We start from the raw sequence: 16,411 nt of genomic DNA, 5'->3' as shown, positions 1-16,411 counted from the left end.
CCACGTACCGATAAGTACCGGAATGAGGCGTGATTACTTCACCGTCGACATCCAGGCTTCGGCCACCGACAACGACGACCCGACGATCGCGATTGTATACGATGGGCCGACAGGAGAGCTCCGCGAGCGCCTCAGCAAAGTAGACGGCGGCACCCTCGATGGCGAGGACATTGACGTGACCTTCCGCCGCCAGCCCGAAAGCGACGGCGTGCTCTCGCTAACGAACCGACTCACCGGCGAGTACGTCTTCGAAGCGACAGCCCCGACGGCGGACGTCGACGCGCTCGTTTCTGCGGCGGACGCTCAAGAAGACCCACAGTTTACAGTCCGTCTCACTGACGGCGACGGCGAGTCACGGACCTACGAGCTGCGGACGCTGCTCGTCTACGACCACGACGGGGATCTCCTGCGCGGGCAAAGCCTGATTCCCGGCGGCGTCGAGCTTTAGATCCGTCTCCGCGCTGTCACACTCGCTCGGCAATCGCCGGGAGCACCTGCGTGACATCCGCACGAAGCACGTGCGTCGCACTCCCGTCACGCGGCGTCTCCTCGTAGTTCATGACGACCAGTGTGCTGTCCGCCTCTGCCGCGATTTTCGGCAGGAGCGATGCCGGCCGAACCGACAGCGACGACCCCACGGCCAGGAACACGTCGCTGTCCCGGGCGAGGCGCTGGGCCTCGTTCATCGCCACGTCGGGCATGGGTTCGCCGAACAGCACCACATCGGGGCGGTAGACGCCGCCGCAGTCACAGCGGGGCGGCAGGTCGCCGTCCCCGGAAGCCGCCTCGAACACCGCCTCGGCATCCCGGCGGTGGCCGCAGTCGTCACAGACCACGCGCCGGTGGGTCCCGTGCAGTTCGATGACTCGGTCCGTGCCAGCGGCGTCGTGCAGTCCGTCGACGTTCTGCGTGAGCACGGCCTCTATGTGCCCCGTGGATTCGAGTGTCGCCAGCGCCTCGTGGGCGGCGTTGGGTTCGGGGTCTACGTCGCCGTAGATGGCCTCCCGGAGTGAGAGCCGGTCTTCCCAGAAGCCAGCCGGGTCAGCGTCGAGCCGGCGGCGGTGGAAGTCCGCCGGGTCGTGGCGCTCCCAGATACCGTCATCGCCGCGAAAGGAGGGGATGCCTGACGCCGTCGAGACACCAGCGCCGGTGAGCGCAACAGCGGTTTCGGCGGTGCGAAGTGCCTCAGCTACGGCATCGAGCGTCTCACTGTCAACGTTGCCGATTCCGTGCCTGTCCTCGGCCATACGCTCGCTTCGGAGTGCGACGGTGTGGGTCTATCGGATCGAACCTAACGACCGTGGATGCGCTCTCACAGCCTGAGTCGCCGTACAATAACACGTCACACTGTGCTTCAAACACAGTCGCGGTACCCACAGTAAACTGGGACGCTCCCCCGCGTGGTCGCAGGAAGAGAAACGGACGGATTTAAATCGCCACCGCTCGCCTTTCTGCATGACATGCGCTTGCACGAATACCAGGCGAAGCAAGTCTTCGCTGACGCGGGCATTCCGACGCCCGCCTCGCAGCTGGCCGAGACAGTAGACGAGGCCGTCGACGCGGCCGAGGAAATCGGATATCCGGTCGCAATCAAGGCACAGGTACACGTCGGCGGCCGCGGTAAGGCCGGCGGCATCAAGCTCGTCGAGTCCAAGGAGGAGGCTCGCGAGGCCGCCGAGGACATCATCGGGATGGACCTCAAGGGCTACCACGTCTCGAAGGTGCTCGTCGAGGAAGCCGTCGACTTCGTCAACGAGCTGTACGTCGGCGTGACAATGGACCGCAACGAGGGCCGGCCCGTCGCGATGGTCTCGACGAAAGGCGGCGTCAACATCGAGGAGGTCGCCGAAGAGGACCCCGACGCTATCGCCCGGGAACACATCGACCCCGCCTTCGGGATGCACCCGTTCCAGGCCCGGAAGGTCGTCTACGAAGCCGGTGTCGACCGCGAGGTCGCAAACGACGTGGCGAGCGTCCTCACGACGCTGTACCAGCTCTGGGACGACCGCGACGGCGCTGACACGGAAATCAACCCACTGATGATTACGGCCGACGACGAGGTCATCGCGGCCGACGCCGTCATGAACATCGACGGCGACGCCCTGTTCCGCCAGCCCGAGATTGCCGAGATGGGCGAGGAGGCCGCGGAGGGCGACGAGCTCGAACAGAAGGCCGACGAGTACGGCTTCGACTACGTCCGACTGGACGGTAACGTCGGCATCATCGGCAACGGTGCGGGCCTCGTGATGACGACGCTCGACCTCGTGGACTACTACGGCGGCGAACCCGCCAACTTCCTCGATGTCGGTGGCGGCGCGAAGGCCGACCGAATCGCCAACGCGCTCGATATGGTGTTTTCCGACGACAACGTCGACTCGGTCGTGTTCAACATCTTCGGCGGCATCACCCGCGGTGACGAGGTCGCCAACGGCATCAACCAAGCGCTGGAGCAGTTCGACGAGATTCCAAAGCCGGTCACCGTCCGACTCGCGGGGACCAACGCCGAGGAGGGCATGGAGATTCTGAACGAGGACCTGGTTACGGTCGAGCACACGCTGGAGGACGCCGTCCAGCGTGCGGTTGAGTACGCAAAGGAGGTGGAAGCATGAGTGTTCTAGTCGACGAAGACACCCGAGTCGTTGTACAGGGAATCACCGGCGGTGAAGGGAAGTTCCACACCGAACAGATGCTTGAGTACGGCACGAACGTCGTCGCCGGCGCAGTGCCCGGCCGCGGTGGCCAAGAAGTCGCTGGCGTGCCGGTGTTCGATACTGTGCAGGGCGCGGCCCGCGAAGCCGATGCGAACGCCGCCGTCGTGTTCGTGCCGCCGGCCTTCGCCGGTGACGCCTGTTTCGAGGCCCTCGATGCAGACGGCATCGACCTCGTCGTCGCCATCACTGAGGGCATCCCGACCCAGGACATGGCCCGGGTCTACCGCAAACTGCAGGAGACCGACACGCATCTGGTCGGTCCGAACTGTCCCGGCGTCATCACGCCGGGCGTCGCCAAACTCGGCATCCTCCCGGGGAACATCTTCTCGTCCGGGAACGTCGGGCTCGTCTCCCGCTCGGGGACGCTGACCTACCAGGTCGTCGACAACCTCACCAACCGCGGTATCGGTCAGTCGACGGCCATCGGTATCGGCGGCGACCCAATCATCGGGACGGACTTCATCGGCGCGCTCGAACAGTTCGAAGCCGACCCCGACACCCACGCCGTCGTGATGTGCGGCGAAATCGGTGGCGAGGACGAGGAAGAGGCCGCCCGCTATATCGGCGAGCACATGGACACGCCGGTCGCCGGCTTCATCGCCGGTCGAACCGCGCCGCCCGGAAAGCGCATGGGCCACGCCGGCGCTATCGTCTCCGGCTCCGGCACCGGGACCGCACAGTCGAAGATCACCGCGCTGGAGGACAACGGTGTCCCGGTCGGTGACACACCCGAGGAAGTCGCCGACCACGTCGAAGACCTGCTGTAGGGCACCGTCGGTTTCTTATCACCTGTTTTCGTAGTGCCAGAGGATGACGCCTGCTCGTGGGACCGTCTATCTCGTCGCCGGTAGCGAAGTGACTGATCTAGCTGGGACACTTTCTGACGCACTGGCCACGGACGAGGCAACAGCCGAGGCGGTCCCAGACACGAGTGACATACAGGACCGGCTGCGTGACGGGAACATCAGAGGTGCCGTTATCAGTGATGACGGTGATTGTGACGGGGTTGCGGTATTCGAAGCGCTACGGGCAGCAGGCACCGATATTCCGATTGTACTCGTCGGGACAGACCCCGAGCCCGACCGGGTCACCGAGGCGCTCCGAGCCGGCGTCACCGAATACGTGACCGCAGCAACGCCGGCATCACTGCTGGCCGCGAAGCTCGAAGCGTACGCGACCCGGTGGCCGACGGACTGGCGGGTCGGTGCCAGCCAGTGGGACGATATTTCAAGCGGCATCTCCCACGACGCAAAGAATCCCCTGAACGTCGTCATGGGCCGGTTAGAGCTACTCGATATCGGTGAGCCCCATGAAGACGCATTGCTTCGGTCCGTCACCCGAGTCGAGTCGCTGCTTACCGACCTGTCTCGTATCGGAAGCATTGGACGCCCTGTTTCGGAAACCGACTCGGTGTCGCTTTCTGACGTCGCCACTTCGGTCTGGGCCGCAGCGAGCTACGAGGATGCGACGCTCGACGTGACGACAGACGCGGCTATCGACGCCGAAAACGACCGACTGCAGTTGTTGCTTCGCGAACTGTTCGACAATGCCATCGCTCACACCGAGGGGCCGGTGACCGTCACCGTCGGTGACACCGAGTCAGGATTCTACGTGGCCGACGACGGCCCGGGGATTCCCGAATCAGACCGCGACAGAGTGTTCGAACAGGGCTTTGGGACAACGCGAGAGGGGGAGGGATACGGGTTGTTCCTCGTCGACACCGTGGCGCGGGCACACGGATGGACAGTGTCAGTCGGGACCAGCGAATCCGGCGGCACGCGCATCGACGTAGCGACAGCTTAGCGGCGTTGGGACAGACGATAAACGACACTCCTGGAACGGTAGCTTGCGTCTGGTCCCGAACTGGCTTTGCCGAGATGTGCACATCGGTAGTCAGCGTTGTCAACCATTACTGTCCAAGATATGAGGTGTACAACATATCGAAAATCGACGGACGGCGGGCGGCCCGAATCCTCCGTCAACGGAAAGAAGCGGCCGTGAACGTTCCGGTATCGCTATAAGGGATGAATTTGTATCTTCGAATATGCCTCATATTTGTCGGAACTGCAAGCGGACCTTCGGCACAGAACTCGAACTCGAACTTCACCGCGACACGTGTTCGGACGGGCAGCTCTACTGTGACGAATGTGGTGACCGGTTTACCGAGCGAGCGGCGACAGAGGATGGCTGGCACTATCGATGTCCGAATGACGACTGTGACGGCACCGGAATCGACGACGACATCCACAAAGTATCGGACGCACGCGTAACCAAACGCAGCTAGAAGGAATAGCCGGCTAGCAGTTCGGTGGACGACAGCGCGGACAACTCGACATGTGCCTGTTCCGCTGGCCAACAGCGGTAAATGTTCATCCAACAAACTACTGGGGAAGTGACAGATCCAGAGCGCCACTCCGATTCCCTGCCAGCCCTTATTCAGGGAGTTGGATGGCTCCTGCTGCTCGGGATCATCGGCAATTATTTTTACTTCTCCGATGCTGGACTTCCAGCTGTTCTCACGGCCGATTTCGTCGTCAGTATGCTGGCAGTCGTGCCGTTTGCCGCGGTGATTATCGTTGGTGGCTTCTGGCTGGGGAACTCAGACCTAACCTCGTCGCGGTACCAGCGAGTCGGAATCTGGTTCATCGGTGGACTCGGCGGCTTCCTGCTGTTGAACCTGATGATGATGTGGACCTGGCCCGCTGGGTCGCTACGGTGGACCATCGGATGGGCACTGTTTGCCGTTGCTGTCGGCGGCTCCGGCGGTCTGGTCGCGGGCATCTTCGAGGCTCGTGCGATATCTAGAGCCGTCGAAGCCGAGCGACAGCGGCTCCAGCGAGAAGCTGTCGAGCAGCGCAACGAACGCCTTGACGAGTTCGCGGCCGTTGTCGCACACGACCTCCGGAACCCGCTCAACGTCGCGTCCGGTCAGCTCGAACTCGAACGAATGGACCGCGACTCGGAGCACCTGCAGACGGCTGCGACAGCCATGGGCCGGATGGAGACACTCATTGACCGGACGCTGACGCTGGCTCGGAGCGGACACGTCATCAGTGAGACGGAGGCCGTTGATATCGGAGCGCTGGTCGATAGCTGCTGGGAGGCCGTGCCAACAGGGGACACAACGCTGCAAAACGAAACGACAGCCGTCATCGACGCTGACCCGGATCGGCTCCGTCACCTGTTCGAAAATCTGTTTCGGAACGCCGTGGAGCACGGCTCCACGGGGAGTCGGACAGAGTCCGATGACAGTGTGAGGTACAGTCACACAGGCAGTCGGCCGGGGGCCGACGACCTCGAACGTGGCAGCACCGGCCTGACAATTCGTGTCGGCGATATTACTGGTGGGTTTTATATCGCCGATAACGGCTCCGGAATCCCGCCAGAAAAGCGTGAGGCGGTACTCGACGACGGCTACACCACTACCGACGGCGAAGGTGGGCTTGGACTGGCAATCGTCCAGCGAATCGTCGAAGCCCACGACTGGAACATTGACGTGACGGAAAGCAACGAGGGCGGAACGCGCTTCGAGATTACGGATGTAACGAGAGACCGCTCAAAGAACGGCACCGACACCCGCTCGAAGACGCCAATACAGCCCTGATTGGGCGGCCCAGCGCTGCCTACGCCTCGCGTTGCTGTGACAGAGCGGCGATCCGTTGGCACGCTCGGGCACACACCGGAGCGTAGCCAGTCGCCAGCGGCGGGATTTCGAACCCGACGACGGAGCCGCCGGCCCGTTCTTCAGCGAAATGGCCCGTCGCAGGGAGCCGTGCGACGGTCCACGTCCAGCGGTACGGCGCACATGTTGTCACTTCAAACGGGAGCCACACTGCGCCAGCGACGCGAACGCGACCGGTCGTCCCCCCGGTGATGTACCGGTCCGCTGTCTCAACGGCTGTGACAGACGGGCCCCAGTCTGCCCAGCAGTCGGTGTCAGTCAGGACGTTCCAGACGGTGTCGACCGACGCGTCGACGTCGTGCCGGACGAGCAGTCGTCGGCCGTCCGGTGTTCGTTCGAGTGAGACGCGACGCCCGCCGAGTTCGAGTGCCATTATCAGAAGCAATAGACCGGAGCCAAGGTATAGGTTGGTTCACTCACAACCAATCGCCAGATGATTGACGCCCGGGATATTCGAAAGGAGTACGGCGGTTTCGTCGCTGTACAGGGCAGTTCGTTTTCGGTCGACCGCGGCGAGGTGTTCGGTATCATCGGGCCGAACGGGGCCGGCAAGACGACGACGCTGAAGATGCTCGCGGGCCTGCTGGAGCCGACGAGCGGTACCGCCGAAATCGCAGGCCTGGACACCGAAACGGCCGAGATGCGCCAGCAGTTGGGCTTTCTCCCCGAGGAGTCGCCGCTGTACGAAGAGATGACGCCGATCTCCTATCTGAAATTCTTCGCAGACCTCTACGACGTGCCACCGGACGTGGCCGAGGAGCGGATGCACGACACGCTTGACGAACTGGAGCTCGAACACCGGGACCGGAAGCTCGGCGACATGTCCAAGGGCATGAAACGGAAGGTCGCTATCGCCCGCTCGCTCATCAATGACCCTGACGTGCTTATCTACGACGAGCCAGCCTCGGGACTGGACCCGCTAACGACGAACTACGTCATCGAGTTCACGGAGCAGTTGGCGAAAGAAGGCAAGACCATCGTTTTCTCCGCACACAACCTCTTTCACGTCGAATCTATCTGCGACCGGGTCGTCATCATGAACGAGGGTGAAATCGTCGCCCGCGGTGACCTCGACGAACTCCAGGCCGAGTACGGCCACACGCGGTATCACGTCTATACGACCGTCGATGTGCCCGACGGAGTGCAGGAAAACGGGTCGTACAAGCGGGTGGTCGAGAGCATGGACGCCGTCGAGAAGACACGCGAACAGGCGGAGGCAAACGGCGGTGACGTGGTCGACATACGAACGGAGGAGTCCAGCCTGGAGGAGGTGTTCCTCAACGTCGCCGAGGCCGGGACCCGCGGCACACGGTACGTCGAGGAGGACGCGGAGTAGATGCAACTCGACAAGCTCCTGCGCGTCGCGAAGTGGGAGGTGACGAAAAACGCCGGCGGCGTCGACAAGCGGACCATCCTCGTGATGGCGCTGTCGCTCGTCGCGATGGGCGCGGTCGCCGCGATAGCCGTCAGCGGCGGTACCGGCGCGGGCATGGATAATGGCATCTACCGCATCGGCGTCGACGAGAGCAGCCCGTACTACGGCGTCGCGGCCGACGACCCGACCTTCGACATCCGAGAGCCCGACCCCGCGGCTATTGAACGACGCCAGCAGGAACTCCTGTATCGGGGGACCCAGCTCCAGAGCGTTCCGCAGACGGCGAAAGAGCGGGCCGCACTCACCGAACTCCGCGACAGCACGGCGCGGTATAACGACCGAACACTCGCCCGGGACGACAATCAGACCGCCGCCTTCCCCGTATCTGTGACGCTCGTCTACGAGCAACAGTCAGGGAGTAGCCAGCTTGACCCCCGTGGTGGGGACAGCAGTGACGGGTCGGGCTCCTCGGACGGCGGGTCCGGTACCTCGGACAGCAGCGATTCGAGCGCCGGCGGCAGCGGCGACGGTTCAGACACCGATACCGCCGGCGGTAGCGGCGACGGTGGAACCGCCGGCGGCAGCGGTGCAAACCTCGGCGCTATCGGCGCGCGGCTGACCGGCGACGTGCAGGGCGGCACCCCCTCTGATATCTCGCCGCCGTTCCCCTTCGAGTCGCTCGTCCTTGCCTTCCTCTACATCGTGCCGATGAACTTCGTCATCCAAGCGTACGGCTCGTCGATGCTCTCGGAACGGCTCAATCGGCGCGGTGAACTCCTGCTGGTGACGCCAGCCTCGCGGGGCGACATCATCGGCGGAAAGACACTCCCGTACCTCGCGGGTGCTGTCGGCGTGGCGGCACTCATCACCGCGGCGCTACGGTTCGGGAACATCGCGCCAGCGGGAAGTTACGTCGCGGTACTGGCGGTGGTCCCGCTCGTCGTTCTGTTCCTCTCGGCAACGTTCTGCGGGGCGATGTTCGCTCGCTCATTCAAGGAGCTCACCTTCGTGACGGTGACCATAACGGTGACGCTGACCTCCTACGCGTTCGTGCCGGCCATCTTCACCGACGTGACGCCGATTGCGCTCATCTCACCACTGACGCTGGTCGTCCTCGACCTCACTGGCCAGCCGGTCGGGCTCTCGTCGTTCGTCTTCTCGACGGCCCCGCCACTTTTGACCGGGCTGGTGCTGTTCGGTCTGGGGGCCGGCCTCTACCGGGAAGAGGATATGTTCACCCAGCGCCCGATTCCGCTGAAGGTGCTCGATGCGCTGGCCGGCGGTATCAACTCCCGTCGTAGCGCGCTGAAGATGAGCATCGTCCTGTTGCCATTGGTCATCGTCGCCGAGCTGGCAGCCATCGCGTTCCTGTTCGTCCTCGACTCGGTGTCGCTGAACGTCTTCGGGACGAACCAGTCGCTCGGCATCGTGCTCGTGCTCGGCGTCATCGTCGTCATCGAGGAACTGGCAAAGAGCCTGCACGTCTACGCCGGCTACGAGCACGCCCGATACGAGCGGACGCTCCGGTCGGCGCTCGGCATCGGCGCGCTCTCCGGACTCGGCTTCTTCATCGGAGAGAAAGGGCTGCTTATCGCAAGGCTGTCTGACTTAGAGAGCCTGCCTATCGGCGAGGCGGCGCTGCAGGGTGCAACGTTGCCTGCTGGCCTGCCGCTGTGGGTTGCAGGGCTCCTGTTCCTGCTCCCGCTGGCGCTGCACACGGTGACAGCGGCCATCTCGTCGGTTGGCGCGAGCCGCGGGCGACGGGCCTACGCCGCTGCCCTGACCGTGGCTATCGTCGTCCACTTCGCGTACAACTTCACGGTGGTGAGCACCCTTGTCTGAAGATCGCCCCTTCTGGCGCGACCCGCGAGTCGTCATCGCTCGGCGGGACATCCGGTCGCTGTCCCGCGAGAAGACCATCGTGCTGGCGCTGCTCATTCAGCTGTTCGTCGCGGGATTCTCTTCGTTTCTCGTTGTCGGCCTCACGTCGCTGTACGACCCCGGCTCGGTCGCAGCCGGCGAGGTGGAGATGGCCGTCACCGGTGACGCCCGGGAGGAACTTGAGGCCGCGGCCGCCGAACAGGACGGCACAAGCGTCACCGCCTTCGAGAGCGAGGCCGCCGCACAGCGGGCGTTCGACCAGCGGCGGGTCGACGCGATACTGCGCGGAGAGTACGTCCCGTCGGCGCGCGGGCCAGGGGAGCAGATACAGGTCACTGCCGTCGTCCCCGAGGGAAGCATCCGGTCGACGCTCATCGTCGTCGAAGTGCGCCGGGTCCTCAGCGCCTTGGAGCGCCAGGAGCGACTGGAGCGGACGCCGTATCTCGACCAGCCGCCGGTGCCACTGCCTGACACTGTGAGCGCGAGCCAGTACTTCGGGTTCACCTACACCATCCTGATTCCGCTGCTGCTGTTCCTCCCGCCCTTTATTAGCGGCTCAGTGGCCGTCGACACCGTCACCGAAGAACTCGAACGCGGCACGATGGAACTGCTCCGCGTGGCTCCGGTATCGCTGCTCGACATCATCGACGGAAAGGCCCTCGGGATGGTGTTGCTTGCCCCTGCACAGGCGCTGCTGTGGCTCGGGTTGCTGTCCACGAACGGCATCGCCGTCTCGAACCCGGCGGCAATCTTGCTGTTCATCACGGCCGTCACCGTCGTCGTCGTGACGCTCGGGGTCGTGCTGGGCATCACGCTCCAGAACCGTCGCCCGGCGCAGTTGCTGTTCTCCGTGCTCACGCTCGTACTCTTTGGCGGGGCCGTGCTCCTTCCGGAGCACCCGGCGACAACGGTGGCGAAGCTTGCGGTCGATAGTCCGACCTTACTGACTTACGGCCACGTCGGTGGGGCGGTCGTGCTGGCGGTTGCTGGCTACGCTGTGGCCAGAGTGTACATGGGGCGAATTGCGGCAGAATCGCTGTAGCCGACGCCGAACCTTTTTCGCCAGCGCGTACGCGACTCCGAGCATGGAGTACACGACACTCGGGTCGACTGGCATGGAGGTCAGCCGGCTCTGTCTGGGCTGTATGAGCTTCGGAACCTCGGAGTGGCGCGACTGGGTGCTCGACGAAGAGGAGAGCCGCGAGGTCATCGAGCGGGCCATCGACCTCGGCATCAACTTCTTCGATTCCGCCAACATGTACTCGATGGGTGAGTCCGAGCGCGTCCTCGGGACCGTCCTCGACGACTACGACCGCGACAGCCAGGTCGTGGCGACGAAGGGGTACTTCCAGATGGACGAGGACAACCCCAACTCCGGGGGGCTCTCGCGGAAGGCCATCGAACAGGAGTTGTCGAACTCGCTTTCCCGGCTCGGGATGGACACCGTCGACCTCTACCAGATTCACCGCTGGGACTACGACACGCCCATCGAGCAAACGCTCCGGGCGCTTGACGATGCCGTCCGGCGCGGACAGACGCGCTACGTCGGCGCGTCGTCGATGTGGACCCACCAGTTCGCCGATGCGCTGCGGACGAGCGAGCGCGAGGGGCTGGAGCGATTCGAGACGATGCAGAACCACTACAATCTGCTGTACCGCGAGGAGGAACGCGAGATGCTCCCGCTGTGTGACAAAGAGAACGTCGGCGTCATCCCGTGGAGCCCGCTTGCACGGGGCTATCTCACCCGGCCACACGAGCAGGTCGAGGAGACAGTTCGGGGTGAGACAGATGACTACGCTCGTGAACACCCCTACTACGAGGGTAACGGCCGCGAGGTCAACGAGCGCGTACAGGAACTGGCCGACGAGTACGACGCGTCGATGGCACAGATCGCGCTGGCCTGGGTACTGGACAAGGAGTGGGTCGACGCACCGATTATCGGGACGAGTAGCCTCGAACACCTCGAAGAAGCCGTCGCGGCGCTTGAAATTGACCTCTCACCGAGCGACGTAGAGTGGCTCGAAGCCCCCTACGAGCCAGTTCGGGTGTCGGGCCACGAGTAAGCCGCCGAAACGGTTAATGCGCTGTGTGGTGAACTCTAACAATGAGGAAAGGTAACAATGACCAACGCTCGGGGACCGAGCAACGAGAGACTCGATGAGACAACGGGCGGTGACGGTTGTGTCTGCTCGATAGGGAACGCGGCCGAACACTACGTGACCGGGATACTCGGACTCGTCGTGACGCTCATCATTGGTGTGCAAGCGTATCCGTGGCTCCAGCCCATCGCTGGAACCACGACGTACCTCGGCTCGACGTGGCTCGTGTTTACTTTCGCGGCGATATGGCTCGTCTGCTGGATCGCACTGGAACTCGCCTGGGAGTGGCGCGCCGGGCGCGTGCACCTGCTATAGGGGACCGTCAGTCGCGAACGTCGGCCGCGGCCCGTTGCATTTCTTCGAAGTCGTCGTCGGCGTAGGCGATGAGTCGAACGTCTGTCAGGGAGTCGGGCTGGTACTCGTCGACGACAGTGCAGATAATTCTGATACCCGCCTCGAAGTCGAACCCGGCGATGCCACAGCCGATGGCTGGGAGAACCAGTGATTCGCAGTTCAGCGCGTCTGCCTCCGCCAGCGTATTCCGGGTCGCAGTGCGGATGCTTTCCGCTGTCGACTGCCCACCCGGCGGCATCGCGGCGGCGTGGATGACGTACTCGGCGTCGAGGTCGTAGGCGTCGGTCGTGGCGACACCGCCGAGCTCGACGGGACCTTTGGCGACGGCTTCGTCGTTCAGCCCAGACCCGGCCGCGCGCTTGAGCGCCCCCGCGACGCCCGAGCCCATCCGCAGGCTGGTGTTCGCCGCGTTGACCAGTGCGTCCGCCGACTGTGCAGCGATGTCGCCCTGGATCACCTCGAACTCCATACGCGACGCTGGGAGTGGCACTGACAAAGTTTTAGCGCCGGCGCGACCGGTGGCTTTCATTGGTGCCTGTCATCGTACCCCACGTCAGGCAAAAACCCCTCTGGCCACTACAAACAGGTATGGACCTGTTGACGATGACGTGGCGGGACGTGGGGTTCATGCACTGGCCGGTCGAGCCAGACAGTGTCCAGGCGACACTACCGGATGGGCTCGATGTCGACACGTACGATGGGCAGGCATGGCTCAGCGTGGTGCCGTTCCAGATGGCGGATATCAGACCGCGAGGCAGCCCAATCGGGCGGTCCTTCGGAGAGCTGAATCTCCGGACCTACGTGGTCGCAGACGGGACGCCGGGCGTGTACTTCTACAACCTCGACGCCGACGACCGCCTCAGCGTCACGATGGCCCGGCGACTGTTCCAGTTGTCCTACTACCGGGCGTCGATGCAGGTCCGGACCGACGGCGACAGCGTCGAGTTCCGGAGCCGTCGGACCAGTTCGCGGGCACCGCCGGCGGATTTCCACGCCACATACGAGCCGACTGAGCCGCCGTCGACGCCCGAACCGGGCTCGGTGGAGTCGTTCCTGGTGGAGCGGTACCGCTTCTACGCCGCGAGCGACGACGGGACGGTGTATTACGCAGACATCGACCACGAGCCGTGGCCGCTTCAGATGGGGCAGGCAGACATTCGGACGAACGGCCTGTTCGCCGCGTCGGGGTTCGACAGACCCGGCGGCGACCCGCTCGTCCACTACTGCGCCGAGATTCCGGTGACTGCGGGCCGTCTCCACCGGCTCGACGGGGTTACCCAGTACACTGATTAGCGTGTCGACCCCAGTGAGTATGTGGTCGCCCTCCGCCCGCTGCAGGTCACGCTCGATGACGTGTGCTTCTGTCACTGGCCGGTCTCGGAGACAGCGGTGCGAGCGGCAGTTCCCGACTGGGTCACCGTCGATACGGCCGACGGCAACGCCTGGGTGTCAGCCGTCGCAGCGACCGTTGACTGCGTCGAAACGTTCGGTGTCGAAGTCGCCGGGTCGTCGGAGTTGCTCACAGTTCGAACCTACGTCCGCGGCCCGACCGGCCAGCGTGGGGTCTGTGTGCTGGGGCTGTTCGGTGACGACAAACGGACAACGACGGCAGTTTCGGAACTGTTTCGAATCACGGTTGGCGATGCCGTCCCGCGGACGCTCTCGACGGCTGACCGTCGCCGAGTCCTTGATGCCGGGGAGCGACGACTGTTCGAGTGTCGGTACACGGCTGGCGGTGAGCCAGTGGCGATTCCACCGGACTCGCTGGCTTCCTTCCTCGTCGACCGACAGCGCTACTTCACGACCGGGCGCTTCGGGACGCCCCTCGTCGGCAGCGTCGGTCACGACCCGTGGCGACTCGACCGCGTTGACGCCACTGTGATTGGATCTGTCCTCTCACTGGTTGGTGTATCGGCCCCTAACTCGGACCCGCTAGTCCATCACAGCCCGGCGCTTCGAGTGTCGATTGCCCTACCGGTACCGCCATAGCCGGAATCTGCGGGCAACCTGACTCCCTTGAAATATAAGTACGGACAGACCGTTGAGGGGACAAGGACCTTGCCGCCCATATGACAGCTGAAACCAATATACGAACCCTTGTTGTTGACGATAGCGATTTTTTCGCGGAGATGACCGCCGATACGCTCACGCAACAACACGGCATCGAGTCCGTTGCTGCAAACAGCGCTATGGAAGCGCTGGAACGACTTGACGGGGGCGGGTTTGATTGCGTCGTCAGTGACTACGAAATGCCTGAAATGGATGGGCTAGAACTGCTCGAGGCGATCAGAGAGACGAACCCGTCTATCCCGTTCATTTTGCTGACCGGGCGCGGGGACGAAGAGACGGCGAGCGCGGCTATCGCGGCAGGCGTCGCCGACTACCTCCTCAAACTCGAAGTTGTCGAAGACAAGCAGTACGGTCGGCTGGCGAACCGAATCGAGAACGGCGTTTCCCAGGAGCGGACCCGCAAGAAGTTCGAATCGCTCGTGTCGGACTCACCGGACGGTATCGTCCACCTGACGACTGACGGGACCATCCTCTCAGCGAACCCCTCGATGGCACGCAGACTGAGTGCCGAGCCGGACACGCTTGTCGGACAGCAACTGAGCGAGGTGATGGACAGCGAGGCGGCCAGCCAGCGTCTCGAAGCCGGAAAGAGCGCAGTCGAAAATGGGACTGCGACACGCTCCGAGGACGCCGTTGGGGGACGACATTATCATAACCAGTACATCCCCGTTGACAGCCACCGCAAGGCAGATACCTTTCAGTTGGTCTCACGCGACATCACGGAGCGTGTCGAACGCCAGCGCGAACTGGAACGCCAGAACGAGCGACTCGAAGAGTTCGCCAGCGTCGTCAGTCATGACCTGCGGAACCCGCTAAACGTCGCGCATGGCGCGGTCGACCTGCTCGAAGAGCCCGCCGATAGCGAGGAAGCCGAACTGGTCGCCAAGATCGACCGGTCGCTGGACCGGATGGGCTGTATCATCGAGGATGTGCTCACGCTGGCGCGGCAAGGCCAGACGGTCAGTGACCCACAGGAGACAGAGCTGTCGACGCTGGCGTCGACTGCGTGGACCTGGATCGAGGCTGAGCAGGCATCCATGTCGGTCGATTCAAGCACGGAACTCAACGCCGACAGCGGTCGTGTACAGGACCTGCTGGCGAACCTGTTCCGGAACGCCATCGAACACAACGACGGCGACGTGGAAATCGAGGTCGGCCTGCTGGAGTCAGACAACGGTTTCTACATCGCAGACAACGGCGAGGGTGTCAAAGGCGACGCTGAGGACGTGTTCGAGATGGGCTACTCTTCGACGACGGACGGCACCGGGTTCGGTCTGGCCATCGTCGAACAGGTCGCTGAGGCCCACGGCTGGGAAGTATCACTGACCGAGAGTGACAGCGGCGGGGCGCGGTTTGAAGTGACAGGCGTCGAACTGCACGACTGAGACGGACTTTTCACTGCCGGGGCCCGAATAGTGGCAATGACAGTTGCAGGGGCTATCATCGACCTGGATGGAACGGTGTACCACGGAGACACGCTATTGCCGGGCGCGGCCTCGGCGGTCGACGTGTTCAGGGAGCGGGGCATGGGAATCTGCTTTTTTTCGAACAACCCGATCCACGACGGGAACGAGTACGTCGAGCGGTTACAGGGAATGGGCGTTGACGCCCGTGAGGGTGAGGCCTGTTCCTCCGGCGTCGTCACCCGCGAGTACCTCAACGAGTCCCATGCGGGTGACGACGTGTTCGTCATCGGGAGCGAACCGCTCCACAGCATGGTCATGGGGACAGAGGCACGGCTCACCGAGACCGCTGCCGAGACCGACGTGTTACTGGCCTCCTGGACGGACAGCTTCCACTACAACGACATGGTCGACGCGCTCCGGGCCGTCGATGACGACACCGTCTTCCTCGGGACTGACCCGGACCGGACGTTCCCCGGCGAGAACGGCGACCCGGTTCCCGGCTCCGGGGCGATAATTAACGCCGTTGCCGGCGTCATCGAGCGGGACCCGGACCGGATACTCGGAAAGCCATCAGAGATTGCTGTTCAGGCGGCGCTAGAGCGGCTAAACTGTGCGCCGGCGGATTGCCTCATCGTCGGCGACCGGCTGGAGACAGACATCGCGATGGGCGAGCGGAACGGAATGACGACCGTTCTCGTCCGGACCGGCGTGTCAAACGAGCGGTCGCTTGAACAGAGTGCCGTGACGCCCGACTACGTCATCGATTCGCTGGCGGACATCGACGAAGTGCTGGCATCGCTCGACGAGTGACACGGAACTGGTAATTCACCTGC

Annotated in this window: 18 protein-coding genes; 15 read left to right on the top strand and 3 right to left on the bottom strand. The window is 63.6% G+C overall.

From position 1 onward, the window contains the following. Positions 1 to 22: 22 nt before the first annotated feature. Positions 23 to 448, top strand: coding sequence for a DUF5793 family protein (locus C437_RS04475; RefSeq protein ID WP_004515698.1), 426 nt, complete (start codon positions 23 to 25; stop codon positions 446 to 448). A 16-nt stretch (positions 449 to 464) separates the two neighbouring features. Here the strand turns inward: C437_RS04475 and C437_RS04470 are convergent, their stop codons facing one another. Then, positions 465 to 1,247 carry an NAD-dependent protein deacylase gene (locus C437_RS04470; protein WP_004515697.1) on the bottom strand — a complete coding sequence of 261 codons (783 nt, stop codon included), beginning with the start codon at positions 1,245 to 1,247 and terminating at the stop codon, positions 465 to 467. A 213-nt stretch (positions 1,248 to 1,460) separates the two neighbouring features. Between C437_RS04470 and sucC the strand changes: the two genes are divergently transcribed. From sucC to C437_RS04445, 5 genes are all read left to right on the top strand, one after another. Further along, complete coding sequence (sucC, locus tag C437_RS04465) at positions 1,461 to 2,609, top strand: ADP-forming succinate--CoA ligase subunit beta (RefSeq protein WP_004515696.1); 1,149 nt, start codon at positions 1,461 to 1,463, stop codon at positions 2,607 to 2,609. After that, complete coding sequence (gene sucD / locus C437_RS04460) at positions 2,606 to 3,478, top strand: succinate--CoA ligase subunit alpha (protein WP_004515695.1); 873 nt, start codon at positions 2,606 to 2,608, stop codon at positions 3,476 to 3,478. Before sucC ends, sucD begins: the two co-directional genes overlap by 4 nt. A gap of 43 nt (positions 3,479 to 3,521) precedes the next feature. Next, positions 3,522 to 4,514, top strand: coding sequence for an ATP-binding response regulator (locus C437_RS04455; protein WP_004515694.1), 993 nt, complete (start codon positions 3,522 to 3,524; stop codon positions 4,512 to 4,514). A 241-nt stretch (positions 4,515 to 4,755) separates the two neighbouring features. Beyond that, a complete protein-coding gene (locus C437_RS04450) occupies positions 4,756 to 4,995 on the top strand; it encodes a hypothetical protein (RefSeq protein WP_004515693.1) in 240 nt (79 codons plus the stop codon). 255 nt (positions 4,996 to 5,250) lie between these two features. Then, complete coding sequence (locus tag C437_RS04445) at positions 5,251 to 6,315, top strand: sensor histidine kinase (protein ID WP_049919607.1); 1,065 nt, start codon at positions 5,251 to 5,253, stop codon at positions 6,313 to 6,315. A gap of 19 nt (positions 6,316 to 6,334) precedes the next feature. On the opposite strand, the gene C437_RS04440 is transcribed toward C437_RS04445, so the two are convergent. Beyond that, a complete protein-coding gene (locus tag C437_RS04440; protein ID WP_004515691.1) occupies positions 6,335 to 6,766 on the bottom strand; it encodes an SRPBCC family protein in 432 nt (143 codons plus the stop codon). Between the two features lie 60 nt (positions 6,767 to 6,826). Here C437_RS04440 and C437_RS04435 point away from each other — a divergent pair, with 60 nt between their 5' ends. Genes C437_RS04435 through C437_RS04415 form a run of 5 tightly spaced genes read left to right on the top strand, consistent with a single transcriptional unit; the run spans position 6,827 to position 12,063 of the window. Continuing rightward, on the top strand, positions 6,827 to 7,729 hold the full coding sequence (locus C437_RS04435; protein ID WP_004515690.1) for an ABC transporter ATP-binding protein: 903 nt from the start codon (positions 6,827 to 6,829) through the stop codon (positions 7,727 to 7,729). Next, positions 7,730 to 9,610 carry an ABC transporter permease family protein gene (locus C437_RS04430; protein WP_004515689.1) on the top strand — a complete coding sequence of 627 codons (1,881 nt, stop codon included), beginning with the start codon at positions 7,730 to 7,732 and terminating at the stop codon, positions 9,608 to 9,610. It abuts the gene before it with no gap. Beyond that, positions 9,603 to 10,691 (top strand): ABC transporter permease, encoded by a 1,089-nt coding sequence (locus C437_RS04425; RefSeq protein WP_004515688.1) that lies wholly within the window; start codon positions 9,603 to 9,605, stop codon positions 10,689 to 10,691. The genes C437_RS04430 and C437_RS04425 overlap by 8 nt, the downstream gene beginning before the upstream one ends. 43 nt (positions 10,692 to 10,734) lie before the next feature. Next, positions 10,735 to 11,712: an aldo/keto reductase gene (locus C437_RS04420; RefSeq protein WP_004515687.1), complete on the top strand. Its 978-nt coding sequence runs from the start codon at positions 10,735 to 10,737 to the stop codon at positions 11,710 to 11,712. A 57-nt stretch (positions 11,713 to 11,769) separates the two neighbouring features. Further along, positions 11,770 to 12,063: a hypothetical protein gene (locus C437_RS04415; protein WP_004515686.1), complete on the top strand. Its 294-nt coding sequence runs from the start codon at positions 11,770 to 11,772 to the stop codon at positions 12,061 to 12,063. A gap of 7 nt (positions 12,064 to 12,070) precedes the next feature. Here the strand turns inward: C437_RS04415 and C437_RS04410 are convergent, their stop codons facing one another. Beyond that, positions 12,071 to 12,571, bottom strand: a complete 501-nt coding sequence (locus tag C437_RS04410) for a macro domain-containing protein (RefSeq protein ID WP_004515685.1) — start codon at positions 12,569 to 12,571, stop codon at positions 12,071 to 12,073. 119 nt (positions 12,572 to 12,690) lie between these two features. On the opposite strand from C437_RS04410, the gene C437_RS04405 reads away from it, so the two are divergent. The 4 genes from C437_RS04405 to C437_RS04390 all read left to right on the top strand — a co-directional run bounded on the left by C437_RS04405 (position 12,691) and on the right by C437_RS04390 (position 16,388). Next, complete coding sequence (locus tag C437_RS04405; protein WP_004515684.1) at positions 12,691 to 13,395, top strand: YqjF family protein; 705 nt, start codon at positions 12,691 to 12,693, stop codon at positions 13,393 to 13,395. A gap of 21 nt (positions 13,396 to 13,416) precedes the next feature. Further along, positions 13,417 to 14,091, top strand: coding sequence for a DUF2071 domain-containing protein (locus C437_RS04400; RefSeq protein ID WP_004515683.1), 675 nt, complete (start codon positions 13,417 to 13,419; stop codon positions 14,089 to 14,091). A gap of 80 nt (positions 14,092 to 14,171) precedes the next feature. Continuing rightward, complete coding sequence (locus C437_RS04395; protein WP_004515682.1) at positions 14,172 to 15,557, top strand: response regulator; 1,386 nt, start codon at positions 14,172 to 14,174, stop codon at positions 15,555 to 15,557. 36 nt (positions 15,558 to 15,593) lie between these two features. Continuing rightward, positions 15,594 to 16,388, top strand: a complete 795-nt coding sequence (locus tag C437_RS04390; RefSeq protein WP_004515681.1) for an HAD-IIA family hydrolase — start codon at positions 15,594 to 15,596, stop codon at positions 16,386 to 16,388. Positions 16,389 to 16,411: the final 23 nt, after the last annotated feature.

This window comes from Haloarcula vallismortis ATCC 29715 (assembly GCF_000337775.1).
Lineage (GTDB): Archaea > Halobacteriota > Halobacteria > Halobacteriales > Haloarculaceae > Haloarcula > Haloarcula vallismortis.
The sequence above is the reverse complement of the archived record's forward strand: the minus strand, read 5'-3'. Positions and strand labels throughout refer to the sequence as shown.